Genomic DNA, 16,403 nt, shown 5'->3' with positions numbered 1-16,403 from the left:
CTCACTCCTTGATCTGCGAGGAGTGTGGTCAGGGATGGCGTATCGAAAATGGCTCAGGAGCCGACACAAGCCGCGAGCTAGAGCCTCGCAAGGATACCGTTGAAATTGGCCGAGGGCGCACCGTTCGTCGATCCGTTGTGTGTCAGTTAGCCGCAGTGGTGCGCGCCGAGGGGATGACCAGGCCGCGAATCACTACCAGCGCCTGTTGAAACGACGGGTAGCCGCTCTTGGCGACGTCCAGTTGGGAGTACTCGGCCTGGTAACGTTCAGCAAGTTTCGGGTCGCTGACGCTCAGCTGTTGCGAGAGCAGGGCGATGGCCAGTGGATGCTTGTGTTTTGCCGCAGTCTGCAGCAGCTCGATAATCTGTTTTTGATCGGCCTGCTGACGGATCAACAGTACGGCCTGATAGAACTCGGCTTCGCCTGATGCGTCGTCAAGTGCGGCACGGCGCAACATGGCTTCGGCCAGTTCGTAGTTTTCGCGGTCGTCTTCGCTGATCAGCAACTTGGCCTGGAGCATGTCGTTCTGATAAAGCAGATGCCCCGCCCGGCATGGGCTGTCGGTGAGCTGACTGTCATTGGGACCGTTTTCGCAGTGGTGCGATGCGCAGCCGCCAAGGTAGACAAGTGCGCCGAAAAGCATCCAGTTCTTCATTCGAGCATTCCACAAAGAAGATAACGTCCAGAGCGTGATCCAGCTCGTGGTCATAGTGATATCAGAGGAGAGAGTAGCAGCGTGACCGGAAGAATATCCAGCGAAGGATCGTCAATCTAGCGCCTTGAGCGTCAAGGCGCATAGAGATCGACAGGCAGGGCGCGGTTTTACTTTTTACCGAGATTGATCTGCTTGGAAGGTGCGAAGGTCTGGCCACTCACGCCTTTGGCAATTTGCTGGATTTCACCGCCGGACTTCAGGAAAGCTGCAATCTGCGCGTTGATCGAATCGCTCGTTTCAACGGCTGGGGCGGGTTTGGCTTTCGAGTGGGATGCTTTGATACGCATGGCTGCCATTTACCTTCATAAACGTAATACGGCCAGCCAGAGTACAGGAAACGCTTGATTATTGCTTGGCAAATATGGCATTCGCCCGAGGTCGGCCGTTTGGCGGAGCTGCCTGGGCTCTGCGCGATTTAAATCTAACACTCTGTTTTAAAAGACAAGTTTATGACTGGTAGCCTTTGTGCTGCCCGAGCGCGTCAAGCCGTTTCGATCGGGGAAACTGACGAGTGGAAGCCATGTCGGCACCTTCTGCCACGCGGCGCGAACCCGGCGTTAAAGTCGGGTAGAATGCCGCCCACGCAATGAGGGTATCTGGAAATGGCTTTAATCGGGCGCTACAACAGCTTGCAAATCGTCAAGCACACGAACTTCGGTCTGTATCTGGACGGTGCGCAGGATGGTGAAATCCTTCTGCCCAATCGGTACATCCCCAAGGATATTCCTACTGAAGATGAAGACTGGCTCAATGTGTTCATCTATCTGGACAGCGAAGACAAGCTGATCGCCACCACTGAAAAACCCAAAGTGCAGGTCGGTGAGTTTGCCAGCCTCAAGGTGGTTGAAGTCAACAGCATCGGCGTGTTCCTCGACTGGGGCCTGCCCAAGGACCTGTTGCTGCCGTACTCCGAAGAGAAGCGTACCTTGCAGGCCGGTGAATACTGTGTGGTTCATGTTTACCTCGATAAGCACACGCGGCGCATCACCGCCACCGCGCGCCTGGATCGCTATCTGGACAAAACCCCGGCCAGTTACAGCGTCGGCCAGGAGGTTGACCTGCTGGTCGCCGAAGCGACCGATATGGGTTTCAAGGCGATTATCAGCAACAAGCATTGGGGCTTGATTCACAAGAACGAAGTGTTCAAGTTCATGCGCGCCGGCAAGCAGGAAAAGGGCTACATCAAGGAAATCCGTGCCGACGGCAATATCAGCCTGAGCCTGCAGCCGGTGGGCGCAGAAGCAGCGAGCAGCCTGAATTCGAAAATTCTCTCAAAGCTGCGTGAGAACAACGGTACATTGCCAGTCAGCGACAAAAGCGATCCGCAGGTCATCAGCGGCCTGTTTGGGGTCAGCAAAGGTAACTTCAAGAAAGCTATCGGTGCGTTGTACAAACAGGGGCAGATCGTGATTCACGCTGACCGTATCGACCTGGTCTGATATATCGCCCGGGCCCGGAATTTCATCAAGGACGTCCCATGAAAAGAATACTCACCGCTTACCTCGGCACGTTACTGGCGTTTCTGATCCTCGACGGGTTGTGGCTGGGCGTGCTCATGGGGCCGACCTACCGTGAATGGCTCGGGCCGCTGATGCTTGCCACGCCCGTGGCAGGACCTGCAATAGCGTTCTATCTGCTCTACGGGGCAGGCGTTGTGGTTTTCGGCGTAATGCCCGCGGTCAGGGAGCAGCGACTGAGCCGTGCGACCTTGTTCAGTGGCCTGCTGGGGCTGGTTGCCTACGGCACTTATGACCTGACCAACTGGGCCACCTTGCAGGGCTGGCCTGCGCAACTGGCGCTGGTGGACCTTGCGTGGGGCACGGTGGTATCGGCATTGGCCGGGACGGCGGGGTATCTGGCGGTGCGTCGGTTTACGTGAAGCGGCAGGCCGGGATGAGGTTGCCGATTGGCAACTTTCATCCCGAGCCGTGCGGGAACGTGGCGACTGCTGGTGCAGCTATTTTTGCAAGAAGGCGGCAAAACCCAGGTTGCTGCCCTTGGGGCGCATGTCCTTGAGGAATGAATCCTTGTCGGCGCTCAGCTCCAGACTGACGGTCGGCTTGCGTTTGTCCGCATTGCGCACTTCAAGGCCTTCCATGTGATCACGCATGAATACCGTGGTCACTTTCAGGTGCAGCAACTGGTCGGTTTCAGGTGTGTGCAGCAGCAAGTGCAGCCATTCGTACTGACCAACTTGCAGGCGCGGTACAGGCAGGTCGAACCACCAGATGTTTCTTTTTCGGTCCAGCACGGCGAAGTGCGTGTTATTGACGCCGAGCACCGCGCCGCCCAGGTCCTGGTTTCTGCGTGCAATGGCCAGCTTTTTATCAAGTTTCATAACGTTCCTGTGAATCGGTTTGTTCAGCGTGTCGGCCCTGCCGGACAACAGTGGCGCGCATTCTCGCACAAACTTCGATGCAAACTCGCCGTCGGCGGGCGAAAAGCGCGCCATTGCAAATGGCAGACGAGCGGCATCAGCCGGCCAGAAAATAGTTGAAACTCTTCGCAACAGGCGCAGGTCAACCGTTTTGTCGAGTACGACATCCGATTCCAGCGCGGTCTTCAGACCCAGGAGATTCACGATGAGCAGCACCAGCGATAAAGCCAAAGGTATGGCCAACGAAGCAGTTGGTAACGTCAAGCAGGCTGTTGGCAAGGCTACCGACAACACCAAACTGCGGGCTGAAGGCAAGGCGCAAGAGCTGAAAGGCGAAGGCCAGCAAGCCAAAGGTAAAGCCAAGGACGCGATCAAGAAGGGCGTGGACAAGGCTTGAGTCGAGTGGTCCCGGCGCTTTCATGCCGGGATCAGGCAAGACTGATAACGGCCATCCACGGATGGCCGTTATGCTTTCTGCTCTGCGGGACTGAAACCTTTCACGACCTGTCCAGTCAATGTGCCATCGGTATTCGCATCTCAGCGCCACATGCGGGACACTGCATGCATGAAGTACCGGTTTTCAGGATGTGAGGTTTTCCAGTAAGGGAGCGAGAGGAAGCGCCATGATTTTCCCCCATTTGCGTCAACTGCCAGTTGGTAAAGTGCTGTTGCGCACCGTCAACGAGTTCCTCGACGACGAGATGTCGACCTATGCTTCGGCACTGGCTTATCAGATGCTGTTCTCTCTGTTTCCGTTTCTGTTGTTTCTGATCGCATTGATCGGCTTTCTGCACCTGCCGGACTTTTTTTCCTGGTTGCGGCTGCAATCGGAATTCCTCCTGCCGCCCCAGGCGCTCGAGCAGGTCAACCCGGTCATCGACCAGTTGCAACAGTCCAAGGGTGGCTTGCTGTCCATCGGTATCGTGATCGCGCTATGGACCGCCTCGGCGGGTGTGCGCCTGATGATGAGTGCCATGAACGCTGCATACGACGTGGTCGAAGGGCGGCCTATCTGGAAGCGCCTCCCGCTTTCGATCCTGTACACCGTAGGCATTGCCGGCATGTTGCTCGCGGCAGCGGCTTTCATGGTACTGGGGCCGCAAGTGATGAACTGGATTGCAGCCCAGATCGGCATGGAAGACTTCATCGTGACGCTGTGGACCATCCTGCGCTGGCCGGCGATCATCATTCTGCTGATGGTTGCGGTGGCGTTGATCTATTACGTGATGCCTGACGTCAAACAGGAGTTTCGCTTTATTACCCCAGGTTCGGTGCTGGCGGTGGTGGTATGGATCGTTGCTTCACTGGCCTTCGGTTTTTACGTCAAGACCTTTGCCGATTACAACGCCATGTACGGCAGTATCGGCGCGATCATTGTCCTGCTGCTGTACTTTTACATTTCGGCTGCCGTGCTGTTGCTTGGGGCTGAAATGAATGCGGTGATCGAGCATATGTCCGCCGAAGGCAAGGACGCAGGCGAGAAGGAAGCAGGCGACGGGCTGGGCGAGGAAAGCAGCGAAACAGGCAAACAGCATGTTTCCGGTCTGGGCCGCGATCACTCGGTGCCACTGCAGAAGGCTGACGAAACCTGATCGCGTTCTGTGGCAAGATTGCTTTTTAGGCAAGGAACAACGCAGCCATGATCCGTAGCATCCTGAAAATGGGCGATGAGCGCCTGTTGCGCATCGCCCCTCCGGTGCCCGCAGACATGTTCGGCAGCAGCGAACTCAATACGCTGATTGCCGACATGTTCGAGACCATGCACAGCGTGGGCGGTGTGGGCCTTGCCGCACCGCAGATCGGCATTGATCTGCAACTGGTCATTTTCGGTTTCGAGCGCAGTGAGCGCTACCCTCAGGCCGAGGCTGTCCCTCAGACCATCCTGCTTAACCCGCTGATTACCCCGTTGAACCCGAGCCTGGAAGAAGGTTGGGAAGGGTGTCTGTCGGTGCCGGGGTTACGGGGTATGGTGAATCGTTACCAGAGCATTCGCTATGAAGGTTTCGACCCTGATGGCCAGCCGATCGAGCGTGTTGCCCATGGGTTTCATGCGCGGGTCGTGCAGCATGAGTGCGACCATCTGATTGGTCGTCTCTACCCGTCGCGCATTACCGACTTCAGCAAGTTCGGCTTCATGGACGTAATGTTCCCGGACATGGACCCCAATGCCGATGAATGATCGTCTAACCGCTCTGCAAAACCGTCAGGCTTCCCGACAAAGCGCAATCAGCGGTTTGCTGCGGCTGTAGCGCATGAATTTCTCACCGAGGGTGTGTGGCAGACGTTGTGCTGTCTCAAACCCGGCGAGCTGGTAAAACCCCAGCAAATCCGGATGGCAGAACAGCCATACCGGCCCGTTCAGCGGCTGCAGCGCTGCGTCGATCAAGCTTCGCGCCACTGTTTTCCCGCGCATGGAGGGCGCTACGAACAGCCCGGTCAGCCAATGCCCATCAGCGACGGGCGTCAGGCACAAGGCGCCGATGATTTCTGCCTGCTTCGCCACCCACGCCTGCCCCTTGCTGGCCGCGCGCATTGATGACTGGTGCTCACGGTAAAACTTGCCCAGCAGCGGGCGGCATGCATCGGGTAACGGGTAAAAGCGGATTTCAGACATCGCGGACGGGCTCGGAACGTGGGCTTCGCATCATACAGAGGCTAAAGCCGTCACAACTAATCGCTACGGGCTGCTGTCGATAGTTTCAGACCCGTTTTTTCCCGCGCCATTTGAGGTGAGCATGAAATCGATAACACGACTGTTGGGCTGTTCACTTCTGGCGCTGGGGCTGCTTGGGCAGACAGCAGGGGCTGCTGAAAAAAACGCGCCTATCCAGTTCGGTGCGCTCACCTGGGAAAGTGGCAGCCTGATCACCGAGGTGCTGCGTACCATCGTCGAGAAAGGCTATGGCTACCGTACTGATACCTTGCCCGGCAGCACCGTCAGTCTGGAAACTGCGCTGGCGAAAAATGACATTCAGGTGATCGCTGAAGAGTGGACAGGACGCAGCCCGGTGTGGGTCAAGGCTGAAGCTGACGGTAAGGTGCTCGGCCTGGGCAACATCGTCAAAGGCGCGACTGAAGGCTGGTGGGTGCCTGAGTACGTAATCAAGGGCGATGCCGCCAAAGGCATCAAACCTGTAGCGCCCGATTTGAAGTCTGTTGCTGACCTGGCGCGCTACAAGGACGTTTTCAAAGACCCTGAATCGCCCGACAAGGGTCGTTTTCTGAACAGCCCGAGCGGTTGGACTTCGGAGATCGTCAACACCCAGAAGCTCAAGGCTTATGGCTTGACAGACAGCTTCGTCAACTTTCGCACCGGCTCGGGCGCGGCGCTGGACGCCGAAGTCGCATCGGCCATCCGCCGTGGCAAACCAGTGCTGTTCTATTACTGGTCACCCACACCCCTGCTGGGCAAGTACAAGCTGATCAAGCTGGAAGAGCCCGCTTTCGATGCAGAAGCCTGGAAAACCCTTACCGATGCCAGCAACCCCAACCCGCGTGGCACCTCCTCGCTGGCGGCGACGCTGTCTATCGGTGTGTCGGCAGAATTCAGCAAGCAATACCCTGATTTGGTGAGTGTCTTCAAAAACGTTGATTTTCCGATTGATCTGCTCAACCGGACACTGGGTGAAATGAGTGACAAACATGAGGACCCCAGCGTCGCCGCCGCCAGGTTCCTCAAGCAGCACCCTGAGGTCTGGAAAGCCTGGTTGCCAGCCGATGTTGCCGCCAAGGTCAGTCACAGCCTTTGACCGTTGCGCTGCAAGGATCATGGACGGGGCATAGCTGATAGCGTCATCAATGGCCGGTATACGACGTGCCGGGTGGTAAAGCCCTGCCGAGCTGTTAAGTTCAGGGTTCAGTCAATTCATGCTCAGGAGGAGCCATGGCTGATCACATCCAGGGCTCGCGAGGTGCGTGGCAGACCTGTCTGGCGCTTATGGCTTGCCTGTGCCTGGACGCGATGCACCCGGTCAACGCCGAAGAAGCGGATGACATGGCGCTGGCGTTGGTGGAACAGCGAAATCTGGGCGAAGGTCTGGCCTGGCTGGGTTATCAGGTCGCCTCGCGCACAGCGACGTTTGCCGGTATCGTGCAGGCAATTGGCAAGACCGAAGCTCAGGAACTGGTGCAAAAAGAGTTGCAGCGCCTGCAACCTGAGTATCAAGCGCAATGGGACCGCAATCTGGCAGCGGCCTATGCCCATTCATTTACGGCCGAGGAATTGCGTTCGCTCAATCAGGGCGAGGACTCGCCTTCCCTGGTGAGCAGATTCAGAGCCAGAAACACCCAGGTCAGCGCCGACATGAAAGCCCGGTCCTCGGAGCTGCTGGGACAATTTGTAAGTCGTGCGCTGGGCAACGCTCAGGCAGCACTGCAACGCTGACATCCATTCGATGATATGAGGCAAAACCATGGACGCATTCATGCAGGCTGCAATCGATGAGGCACAACTAGGGCTGAAGGAAGGTGGAATCCCCATCGGTTCGGTCATTGTTCACGATGGCAAGATCATTGGTCGGGGGCATAACCGCCGTGTGCAGGAGGGCAGTGCAACCAAGCACGGCGAAATGGATGCTCTCGAAAACGCCGGCCGCCAACCGGCCAGCGTATACCGTGATGCGGTGCTCTATACCACGCTGTCTCCTTGTGCGATGTGCAGCGGAGCTATCCTGCTTTACGGCATTCGCAAGGTGATCGTCGGCGAGAACCAGTCGTTCATGGGCGAGGAGGAACTGCTACGCTCGCGTGGCGTGCAGATCGAGGTGCTTGATAACCAGGATTGCAAGCACATGATGCAGGGCTTCATCGCCAGCAAGCCTGAGTTGTGGAACGAAGATATCGGCGAGTAAGGGGGGGTTAAACCTCCAGGTCATGAGCCCGAGAACGGGCTCGTGCCAGTGCAATTGACACAATAGTCATCGCGATACTTGCCTGCCGTGCCAATGCTCTGCGTTGACATGCCTTTGGTGACGTTCTGCGTCACACATCCTCAGCCTGCGAGGCAGCGCGCTTAGCCGACGCTCAGGCCTCAATGGCCCGATCCTGATCATCGATCAATAATCTTCTTCCGCCCCGGACTTAAAGTGCTGTTTGTGCCACTAGTGTGCCTTTAACGGTGATAATCTCCTCTCATCATCATTACGGTATGCACAACAGGCCGTGTGCCTGATTATTTTCGGAGCCCGATATGTCGGTCCAACAGCGCAATAACGTCAATATCGTGGGCGACGGACCGACCACCCTGATTTTTGCTCATGGATTCGGCTGCGATCAGCACATGTGGCGCTTCATGGCTCCGCACTTTGCCGAACGCTTCAAGGTTGTGCTGTTCGACCTGGTTGGCAGCGGAGACTCTGACGTATCGGCCTGGTACCCGCACAAATATGCGTCGCTCAAGGGCTACGCAAGCGACTTGCTGGAACTGGTCGACGAGTTCGCCGGAAACGGCCCGGTTGTGCATGTCGGTCATTCGGTCAGTTGCATGATTGCAGTGCTTGCCGAGCTTCAGTCGCCCGGCCGGTTCGCCGGTCATATCATGGTGGGTCCATCGCCCCATTACCTCAACGACGGTGATTACGTGGGCGGCTTCACTCGCGCCGATGTCGACTCGTTGCTTGAGACGCTGGAAAGCAATTACCTGGGCTGGTCGAGCACCATGGCACCGACACTCATGGGGGCCTCTGACCGGCCTGAACTGGGTGAAGAACTCGCCAGCAGCTTCTGTCGTACCAACGCCGAGATCGCCAGGCAGTTTGCCCGCGTGACCTTCCTTTCCGACCATCGTGCCGATGTCGCGAAACTCAAAAGCAAGACGCTGATCATGCAAAGCAGTGACGATCTGGTGGTGCCGGTGCAGGTTGGCGAGTACCTGCACCGTGTCATTGCCGACAGCACCTTGCACATGATCGACAACGTGGGGCATTACCCGCACATGAGCGCGCCGCAGGAATGCATAACCGCCATGAATCAGTTTCTGGCGTCTTACGAGAGCGCTGCACATGACGGTTGAACAGGTGAGTCTGCCAGTGACAGAAGACCTGTACGAACATGCGGCCTGCGGTCTGTTGGTTACCTTGCCCAATGGCACCATTGAGCGTGCCAACCTGACGTTCTGCCGTTGGCTGGGCCTTGGGCGTGAAGCTGTTCTGGGTCGCCGCTTTCAGGACCTGTTGAATCTGGCAGGCAAAGTCTTCCTGCAAACCCACTGGGCACCGCTCTTGCAAACTCAGGGGTCAATTGCCGAGGTCAAGGTCGAATTGATTCATGCCGATGGCCGCGCCATCCCCATGATGCTCAATGCCGTGCGCCGCGAGCATCCGACCGGGGTTTTGCATGAAGTGGCCGTGTTCATGGCCGAGGAGCGTAACAAGTACGAACGCGAACTGCTTGCTGCGCGCAAGATCGCCGAAGAGCTGTTGCAGCAACAAATGGCTGTTCAGACAGAACTTACCTCGGCACGCAATCGCCTGCGTCTGGCTCACGCCGAGGCGGAAATACGGGCCATTTTTGCCGAGCAGATGATTGGCATCGTCAGCCACGACCTGCGCAACCCGCTGGCGGCGATCAAAATGGCGGCCGGGCTGCTGGAGCGCACGCAACTGGAGTCTCGGCAAGAACGAATCCTCGGGCACATCCATCACTCCACTGACCGGGCTGACCGCATGATTGTGGATCTGCTGGATTTTACCCATGCCCGCGTCGGCAGCGGTATTGCCGTGGTGCCTCAGGCTATCGATCTGCACGCGGTTGTCGCCCGGGGCGTCGAAGAGCTGCGCCAGGTTTTCCCGCACAGAGTGCTGACGCATCGCAGCGAGGGGCAGGGTGCGTGCTCGGCGGATCCGGATCGTCTGCTGCAAATGCTTGGTAATCTGGTGAGCAACGCCATCAACTATGGCACGGACGGCAGCGAGGTTTTGATCACGTCTTCCTTCGATACCTGGCTGATCAAGCTGTCGGTGCACAACGTCGGCGAACCGATACCCATGGAGAAAGTGGACGACCTGTACGAACCCGTCGTACGGGTGGTCAGTGACAGTGACGAAACCCGCACAGTCGGGCTCGGCCTGTTCATCGTTCGCGAGATCGTTCGAGCTCATCTGGGTGAGGTGACGGTTCGCTCTTCTGCTGAGGAGGGTACGACGTTCACCGTGGCCTTCCCGCGCCCTCCTGCGTGAATGAGCGTACGGCCAGGTTTCTTCGGCCAACGTGGCGTATTCACGGGTGCACAACGATCGTTACAGACCTAAACTAAACGCTGCGCCATTACCTCAAGGCTGATACAGGTTCTCCATGCGGCAATCCATTTCAAATGATGTAGCCAAGATCAGCCGGATCAGCGCGGTTCCGGCCATCCTGCAAGTCATCACCGAATCCACCGGCCTGGGTTTTGCCGCCGTGGCGCGTGTCACCGAAAGTACCTGGATGGCCTGCGCGGTTCTGGACAAGCTGGATTTTGGTTTGAAACCCGGCGGCGAGCTGGAACTGAGCAGCACAATCTGCCACGAGATTCGCAGCTCCCACAAGGCTGTGGTGATTGATCATGTCGCTGAGGATCCGCTGTTTTGTGAGCACCATACGCCGCGTTTATACAACTTCCAGAGCTACATATCGGTGCCGATCTTCCTCTCCAATGGCACCTTTTTCGGCACTATCTGTGCGCTGGACCCCAAGCCCGCCAAGCTGACCGGTACACCCATCGAGGCGATGATGGCGTCGTTTGCGCGTCTTCTGGCACTGCAGATCGAGGCCGAGGAAAACCTGCAGCAAGTGCGTGAAGACCTTCTGGCCGAGCGTGAGGTGGCAGAGCTGCGCGAGCAGTTCATCGCCGTTCTGGGGCACGACCTGCGCAACCCTTTGTTTGCCATCAATGCCAGTGCCGAATTGCTGCTGCGTCGGCCACTGGATGAAAAGGCCCTGCAAGTCGTGCAACACATCCTGACGTCTGGCAAACGCGCCTCGCAACTGGTCGACGACGTGCTCGACTTTGCCCGTGGCCGCATGGGGCATGGTATTCCGCTGAGCATGCACGATGCGCACGGGCTGGATGAAACGCTTGAACATGTTGTGTCAGAGATACGCCGCGTTCACCCGTCCCGGCTGATCAGATCGGATATAACGGCGCTGGAGCGTATTCGCTGCGACCACGAGCGGATCGCGCAATTGCTGTCCAATCTGGTGTCCAACGCGATCAGTCACGGTGATCCCCAAAGCCCGGTCGAGGTGACGGCGGGTGTGCGCGGTGATCTGTTTCTGCTCAGCGTTACCAATCAGGGCGAGCCGATACCCGAGTCCGTTCGTTCGCAGTTGTTCCTGCCTTACTCACGGCCAATCACCGACGAGCCGCAAGCCGGGCTAGGCCTGGGGCTCTATATCGCCAGCGAGATAGCCCTGGCGCATGGCGGTACGCTTGAAGTGTGCTCGACACAAGAGCAGGGCACTGTCTTCACCTTCAGCATGCCTTTGAAGTCGGCGAAGTCGGCGTAGTTACGCCCGTAAAACACGACGTGCGATTGCATGACCTGGGCGCAGCGCTTCCTTGCCTTGCGCCAGGGCCGAGCCTGCGTGGCGTCGCGCATGGCTGAAGGTATGCGCTTTGAACATCCTTGTTACAAACTCTCACACCGCTATGCTTGCTCATCGACACTGTCGGGTCGAACCTGAGGCCTGGGCTGCCGTCAAAGGCCTGAGTCTTCACGGTTACCCCGCAGTTTCACCTTTGCCAAGAGGTAGTGATGAACAGTTTTTTGCGCAATCTTGTAGGGGGCGTGCTGATCGCGTCATGTGGCATCGGTGCTGTTCAGGCGCAGACACTGCCAAACAGCACACTCAACAACGGCGCCAGCAGCAACCCCTATAACAGCCCGATCAAGCGCTCCAACCCCAACAGCCGTCAGGGCACCGAGTCAATCACGCCCCGCGCGCCCGGCTCCAATATTGCGCCGCCTGTGCGCAGGCCTACGCTGGAGAACGGCGGTATCGGCAACGGCTACCCCACGCGCCAGAATGCTCCGCGTCCCTCTACGCCGACAACCGACCCCAGCCGCGCCAATTGAATCTTCAACCCTGCGAGCCCGTTTCACCGCGGGACGTCGACTCAATGCATAAGGAAACGCTCATGCTTAGAAAAACCCTGATCGCCACATGGTGTACCGCTGCCATTTTGAGCCTGCCGCTGACGGCAGGCGCCGCCCCGGAAACCTACAAAAGCGAACAAGGCACCGTCACGGTCACCCCGGTTGCCGAAGGTCTGGATCACCCATGGGCACTGGCATTTCTGCCTGACAAGCAGGGCATTCTGGTGACGGAGCGTTCCGGCAACCTGCGTATCGTGTCGGCGGATGGCAAATTATCCGAGCCGCTTTCCGGTGTGCCGCAAGTCTGGGCAAAAAAGCAGGGTGGTCTGCTCGACGTCGTGCTTTCCCCGGACTTCGCCAAGGACCGCATGGTGTATCTGACCTACTCCGAAGGCAGTGGCAAGACCGCCGCCGAGGGTGATACTGCGGGTACTGCGGCAGGGCGAGGCCGTCTATCCAAAGACCTGACCAGGCTGGAAGATTTTGAAGTCATCTTCCGTCAGCAACCAAAACTATCGGTGGGCAACCACTTCGGCGCGCGGATGGTATTCGATCGCGACGGTTACCTGTTTATCGCGCTGGGCGAGAACAACGATCGTCCCACTGCGCAAGACCTGGACAAGCTGCAAGGCAAGATCGTACGTATCTACCCGGATGGCAGCGTGCCGAAAGACAACCCTTTTGTCGGGCAGAAAAACGTCCGGCCCGAGATCTGGTCCTACGGCCATCGCAACCAGCAGGGCGCAGCGCTCAACCCGTGGACCGGTACGTTGTGGACCAACGAGCATGGGCCCAAGGGCGGCGATGAATTGAACATCATCGAGCGTGGCCAGAATTATGGCTGGCCGATTGCGACCCACGGTATCAATTATTCGGGCGAGCCGATTCCGGAAGCCAAAGGCAAGTTTGTCGAAGGCACAAAAGTACCGTTTCAGGTCTGGGAAGTGTCACCGGGCATCAGCGGTATGGCGTTCTATGACCACAGCCTGTTCAAGGCGTGGGATCACAATCTGTTCATCGGCGCGCTGGCCACTGAGGAATTGATCAGGCTGCAATTTGATGGCGACAAGATCGTTCATGAAGAACGGCTGTTGAAAGGCATGAAACAGCGGATACGCGATGTGCGTCAGGGGCCGGACGGTTACTTGTATTTGTTGACGGATGAAGACAAGGGGAAGTTACTGAAAGTCGGGTTGGCTCAGTAATAACCTGTTAAACCTTTGGAAAAGAAAACTCCCACAATGTAGTGGGAGTTTTCTTATTGTTTCTCGGTGCGATGACTGTTAGTGCAGTCGGATCAGTTATCCTTTGCGTCACGTACCACTTCGCCCGTCTTGGCATCGACGTCGTAGTTCCATTCCACACCCTTGGCGTCTTTCAGTTCGATCTTATAGACCAGGCGGCCGTCGCGTTCTTTTTCCAGCTCGGTATCGTGGACCGTGAAGCCTGTGTGCTTGGCAACGGCCTGCTTGTTGAACTGTTCAAAGTCACCCAATGCCTGAGACTTGTAAAGGCGGATCACTTCATCGGGACCAACGTCGGCCTGGGCGGCACCTGCAACAGCAGTGAGGGCAACAGCGGCGAAGACGGCAGGCATAAGTTTCATAGGGTATTCCTTTCTGATTGATCTGTTTCAATGGATTCGTGACACGCTGATTGGTTCAGCGGTTTTGTTGAATTCAGATTAGCCACACTTACTTAATTCACGCTTAATTATTCCGGTGCGCTACGTTTTTTGCGGTGGCTTCTTTCCCCTGATACGTAAGTAGAGTTTTTCCGCGTCATTCGTTTACCGGCAGACCGTCACGTAAAGGTTGAAAAAAAACGGCAGTGAACGTAAAAGGTTGGCCCCCTGCCGGAAGGTGCATCGCGTCTGTCCAGGCACCTGTCCTTGCGGAGTCTGATCGATGAGTACGCCCTACCGACCTGCCATGCGTCATGCCTGGCGATTGTTACCGTTGGGCATGGCTGTTGCCTCGCCGCTAATGGCTGCGGATCCGCTCACTCTGGACGCGGTCAACGTGACCGGGTTCAGCGAACAGGAAGGTGCCAGCGACTATAAAGCTGGTCGGGCGTCGATTTACGGGTTTGATCAGGCTTCGCTGCTGGACACGCCTGCCTCGGTTTCAGTGTTCAGCGAAGCGCTGATCAAGGACCGTCAGGCAAAACTGCTGAGTGACGTGCTGCGCAACGATGCCTCGGTCGGCGACGGCTATGCGCCGGTAGGCTATTACGAAAACTTTGTGGTGCGCGGCTTCTCGTTGAACGCGGCCAACAGTTATCGCATCAACGGCCGCAGCATTGCCGGCGAGCAGAACGTGGCGCTGGAGAACAAGCAGCAGGTCGAGTTGCTCAAGGGGCTGTCCGGCTTGCAGAGCGGCGTTTCAGAGCCCGGTGGTGTCATCAACTACCAGACCAAGCGCGCGCAGGATGTTCGCTCGGTAACGGTATCTACCAACGAACACGGCGAGCGCTACCTCGCGACCGATGTCGGCGGCTGGTTCGGCAGCGAACAGCAGTTCGGGCTGCGCGCCAACCTGGCCCATGAAGACATTCGCTCGTACGTCGAGCACGCCGATGGTCAGCGTGATTTCGCCTCGTTGGCCTTCGACTGGAACATCAGCGAGCGCGCCTTGCTGCAACTCGACATCGAGTATCAGAGCAAAGAGCAGCGCTCGGTGCCCGGTTATCAATTGCTCGGCGGCACGGTGCTGCCTCACGACGCCTCGCCACGCAAGCTGCTGGGCTATCAAAACTGGTCCAACCCGGTGGGCATCGACTCGCTGAACATGAACGGGCGTTTCGAATACCGGTTCAACGACAGCTGGAAGGGCAGCCTGAGTGCGTCGCGCAGTCGCGTGGTCATTGATGACTACAGCGCCTTTGCATGGGGCTGTTACGGCTCGGCCAGTTGCGCAGCCGAAGCGGTGCCCAACCACTTCAGCGCCGAGGGTGGCTACGACATCTACGACTTCCGCAGCCCGGACGACACGCGGCGTAATGATGAGGTCGAAGCGGCCATGTCCGGTACATTCACTACCGGATCACTGGGGCACGAGCTGACCTTCGGCACCAGCGCCTACCGCCGCACCGTCGATACGCGCGGGACCTTCAATGAATTCGTCGGCTCGGGCACGATCAACGAGTCGCCTGAATCGGTGGCACCGTCGCCTATGACGCTGCCACATACCGAGCGCCGTCTGGACAGCCGTCAGTACGGGCTGTTCATCACCGACCGGATCAGTTTCAACGAGCACTGGCAAACCGTGCTGGGCGGGCGCGGGGTGCGGCTTGATGAACAGGCGTTCAACGAGGACGGCAGCGATGCGCGACACACCGAGCGCTATGTGTTCCTACCGCAGGCGGCGCTGATCTACAAGCCGGTGGACAACGTTTCGCTCTACACCAGCTACAGCAAGGGCCTGTCGCTGGGCGGGACGGCGGCCTGGTTCACCACAAATGCCAGTGAAATACTTGCGCCCACCGTGTCTCGGCAACTGGAAGCCGGCATCAAGTATGACTGGCAGCGTATAAGCCTGACGGCAGCAGTGTTTCAGGCCCGCCAGGCCTACCAGTATTCCAGACCCAACGATGACGGCACGTTTACCTACGTCCAGCAGGGCGAGCAGAAGAACACCGGCCTGGAACTGGGGGCGAGTGGCTGGGTGACCGACCGCCTGCAGATATCCGCCAGTGCGGCGGCCATCCGGGCGCGGGTCGAAGGCAGCGGCACCGAGGCCTATGACGATCATCAGGCCCTTAACGTGCCCAGATACCGTGGCACCCTGCAAGCCGACTACAGCCTGCCGGTGCCCGGGCTCGCCTTACTCGGCGGGATGCAGTACAGCGCCAGCAAGTACGCTGACCGTGAAGGCTCCGTGCAGGTCAATGACTACACACTGTTCAACATCGGCAGCCGTTACAGCACCCGAATCAGCGGCTACGACACGGTCCTGCGCCTGACCGTCGACAACCTCTTCGACAAACGCTACTGGCGTGATGCCGGGGAGTATCTGGGTGACGACTACCTATTCATGGGCGCACCCAGAACGGCGAGATTGTCGGCCACCGTCAACTTTTAGTGGACGGGCTCTACTGCACGTAGCGTTGGCACGATCGTCGGGATTCTCGTTCCACACGCTCCAGCGTGGGAGTGCAGTTCACGACGCTCTGCGTCGTCAAGAGGACGCGGAGCGTCCAGAAACGGCATGCGACGCGGAGCGCCGCACGATAGTTG

19 protein-coding genes are annotated in these 16,403 nt (G+C 57.9%); 14 read left to right on the top strand and 5 right to left on the bottom strand.

Annotated features, from left to right (window positions below; all coding sequences use genetic code 11):
- Positions 1-142 precede the first annotated feature (142 nt).
- On the bottom strand, positions 143-655 hold the full coding sequence (locus tag RYB09_RS26205) for a hypothetical protein (RefSeq protein WP_004657591.1): 513 nt from the start codon (positions 653-655) through the stop codon (positions 143-145).
- Positions 656-822: 167 nt separating this feature from the next.
- Entirely contained in the window at positions 823-1,011 is a 189-nt protein-coding gene (locus RYB09_RS26200) for a hypothetical protein (RefSeq protein ID WP_002554403.1), read from the bottom strand.
- 306 nt (positions 1,012-1,317) lie between these two features.
- Here RYB09_RS26200 and RYB09_RS26195 point away from each other — a divergent pair, with 306 nt between their 5' ends.
- Positions 1,318-2,154: a S1 RNA-binding domain-containing protein gene (locus RYB09_RS26195; RefSeq protein ID WP_316890862.1), complete on the top strand. Its 837-nt coding sequence runs from the start codon at positions 1,318-1,320 to the stop codon at positions 2,152-2,154.
- 38 nt (positions 2,155-2,192) lie between these two features.
- Entirely contained in the window at positions 2,193-2,594 is a 402-nt protein-coding gene (locus RYB09_RS26190; RefSeq protein ID WP_058400129.1) for a DUF2177 family protein, read from the top strand.
- Between the two features lie 78 nt (positions 2,595-2,672).
- Here the strand turns inward: RYB09_RS26190 and RYB09_RS26185 are convergent, their stop codons facing one another.
- Entirely contained in the window at positions 2,673-3,053 is a 381-nt protein-coding gene (locus RYB09_RS26185; RefSeq protein WP_058400191.1) for a hypothetical protein, read from the bottom strand.
- 244 nt (positions 3,054-3,297) lie between these two features.
- Between RYB09_RS26185 and RYB09_RS26180 the strand changes: the two genes are divergently transcribed.
- From RYB09_RS26180 to def, 3 genes are all read left to right on the top strand, one after another.
- Positions 3,298-3,489, top strand: coding sequence for a CsbD family protein (locus RYB09_RS26180; RefSeq protein WP_002554399.1), 192 nt, complete (start codon positions 3,298-3,300; stop codon positions 3,487-3,489).
- A 226-nt stretch (positions 3,490-3,715) separates the two neighbouring features.
- The gene (locus RYB09_RS26175; protein WP_058400130.1) at positions 3,716-4,684 is read left to right on the top strand and encodes a YihY/virulence factor BrkB family protein; all 969 of its coding nucleotides are present in this window, start codon (positions 3,716-3,718) and stop codon (positions 4,682-4,684) included.
- A 47-nt stretch (positions 4,685-4,731) separates the two neighbouring features.
- Positions 4,732-5,271, top strand: coding sequence for a peptide deformylase (def, locus tag RYB09_RS26170; RefSeq protein WP_058400131.1), 540 nt, complete (start codon positions 4,732-4,734; stop codon positions 5,269-5,271).
- A 24-nt stretch (positions 5,272-5,295) separates the two neighbouring features.
- Here def and RYB09_RS26165 read toward each other — a convergent pair whose 3' ends face one another.
- A complete protein-coding gene (locus RYB09_RS26165; protein ID WP_316890859.1) occupies positions 5,296-5,706 on the bottom strand; it encodes a GNAT family N-acetyltransferase in 411 nt (136 codons plus the stop codon).
- A gap of 121 nt (positions 5,707-5,827) precedes the next feature.
- Between RYB09_RS26165 and RYB09_RS26160 the strand changes: the two genes are divergently transcribed.
- From RYB09_RS26160 to RYB09_RS26125, 8 genes are all read left to right on the top strand, one after another.
- Complete coding sequence (locus RYB09_RS26160) at positions 5,828-6,841, top strand: ABC transporter substrate-binding protein (protein WP_316890856.1); 1,014 nt, start codon at positions 5,828-5,830, stop codon at positions 6,839-6,841.
- 134 nt (positions 6,842-6,975) lie between these two features.
- Positions 6,976-7,476 carry a hypothetical protein gene (locus RYB09_RS26155; protein ID WP_058400134.1) on the top strand — a complete coding sequence of 167 codons (501 nt, stop codon included), beginning with the start codon at positions 6,976-6,978 and terminating at the stop codon, positions 7,474-7,476.
- Between the two features lie 28 nt (positions 7,477-7,504).
- Positions 7,505-7,942 (top strand): nucleoside deaminase, encoded by a 438-nt coding sequence (locus RYB09_RS26150; protein ID WP_058408494.1) that lies wholly within the window; start codon positions 7,505-7,507, stop codon positions 7,940-7,942.
- Positions 7,943-8,280: 338 nt separating this feature from the next.
- The gene (locus RYB09_RS26145; RefSeq protein WP_058400136.1) at positions 8,281-9,102 is read left to right on the top strand and encodes an alpha/beta fold hydrolase; all 822 of its coding nucleotides are present in this window, start codon (positions 8,281-8,283) and stop codon (positions 9,100-9,102) included.
- Complete coding sequence (locus RYB09_RS26140) at positions 9,092-10,267, top strand: PAS domain-containing sensor histidine kinase (protein ID WP_316890854.1); 1,176 nt, start codon at positions 9,092-9,094, stop codon at positions 10,265-10,267. The genes RYB09_RS26145 and RYB09_RS26140 overlap by 11 nt, the downstream gene beginning before the upstream one ends.
- A gap of 115 nt (positions 10,268-10,382) precedes the next feature.
- Complete coding sequence (locus tag RYB09_RS26135; RefSeq protein WP_058400138.1) at positions 10,383-11,576, top strand: GAF domain-containing sensor histidine kinase; 1,194 nt, start codon at positions 10,383-10,385, stop codon at positions 11,574-11,576.
- Between the two features lie 248 nt (positions 11,577-11,824).
- A complete protein-coding gene (locus tag RYB09_RS26130) occupies positions 11,825-12,145 on the top strand; it encodes a hypothetical protein (protein WP_058400139.1) in 321 nt (106 codons plus the stop codon).
- A 62-nt stretch (positions 12,146-12,207) separates the two neighbouring features.
- The gene (locus RYB09_RS26125; RefSeq protein WP_058400140.1) at positions 12,208-13,371 is read left to right on the top strand and encodes a PQQ-dependent sugar dehydrogenase; all 1,164 of its coding nucleotides are present in this window, start codon (positions 12,208-12,210) and stop codon (positions 13,369-13,371) included.
- A 92-nt stretch (positions 13,372-13,463) separates the two neighbouring features.
- Here RYB09_RS26125 and RYB09_RS26120 read toward each other — a convergent pair whose 3' ends face one another.
- Positions 13,464-13,772 carry a PepSY domain-containing protein gene (locus RYB09_RS26120; RefSeq protein ID WP_004657615.1) on the bottom strand — a complete coding sequence of 103 codons (309 nt, stop codon included), beginning with the start codon at positions 13,770-13,772 and terminating at the stop codon, positions 13,464-13,466.
- Positions 13,773-14,073: 301 nt separating this feature from the next.
- Between RYB09_RS26120 and RYB09_RS26115 the strand changes: the two genes are divergently transcribed.
- Positions 14,074-16,248, top strand: coding sequence for a TonB-dependent siderophore receptor (locus RYB09_RS26115; protein ID WP_058400141.1), 2,175 nt, complete (start codon positions 14,074-14,076; stop codon positions 16,246-16,248).
- Positions 16,249-16,403: the final 155 nt, after the last annotated feature.

Origin of the sequence: Pseudomonas syringae group sp. J254-4, from assembly GCF_032586855.1 — a bacterium.
Lineage (GTDB): Bacteria > Pseudomonadota > Gammaproteobacteria > Pseudomonadales > Pseudomonadaceae > Aquipseudomonas > Aquipseudomonas amygdali.
Note: the sequence above shows the minus strand (reverse complement) of the source record. Positions and strands in the feature narration are given on the sequence as shown.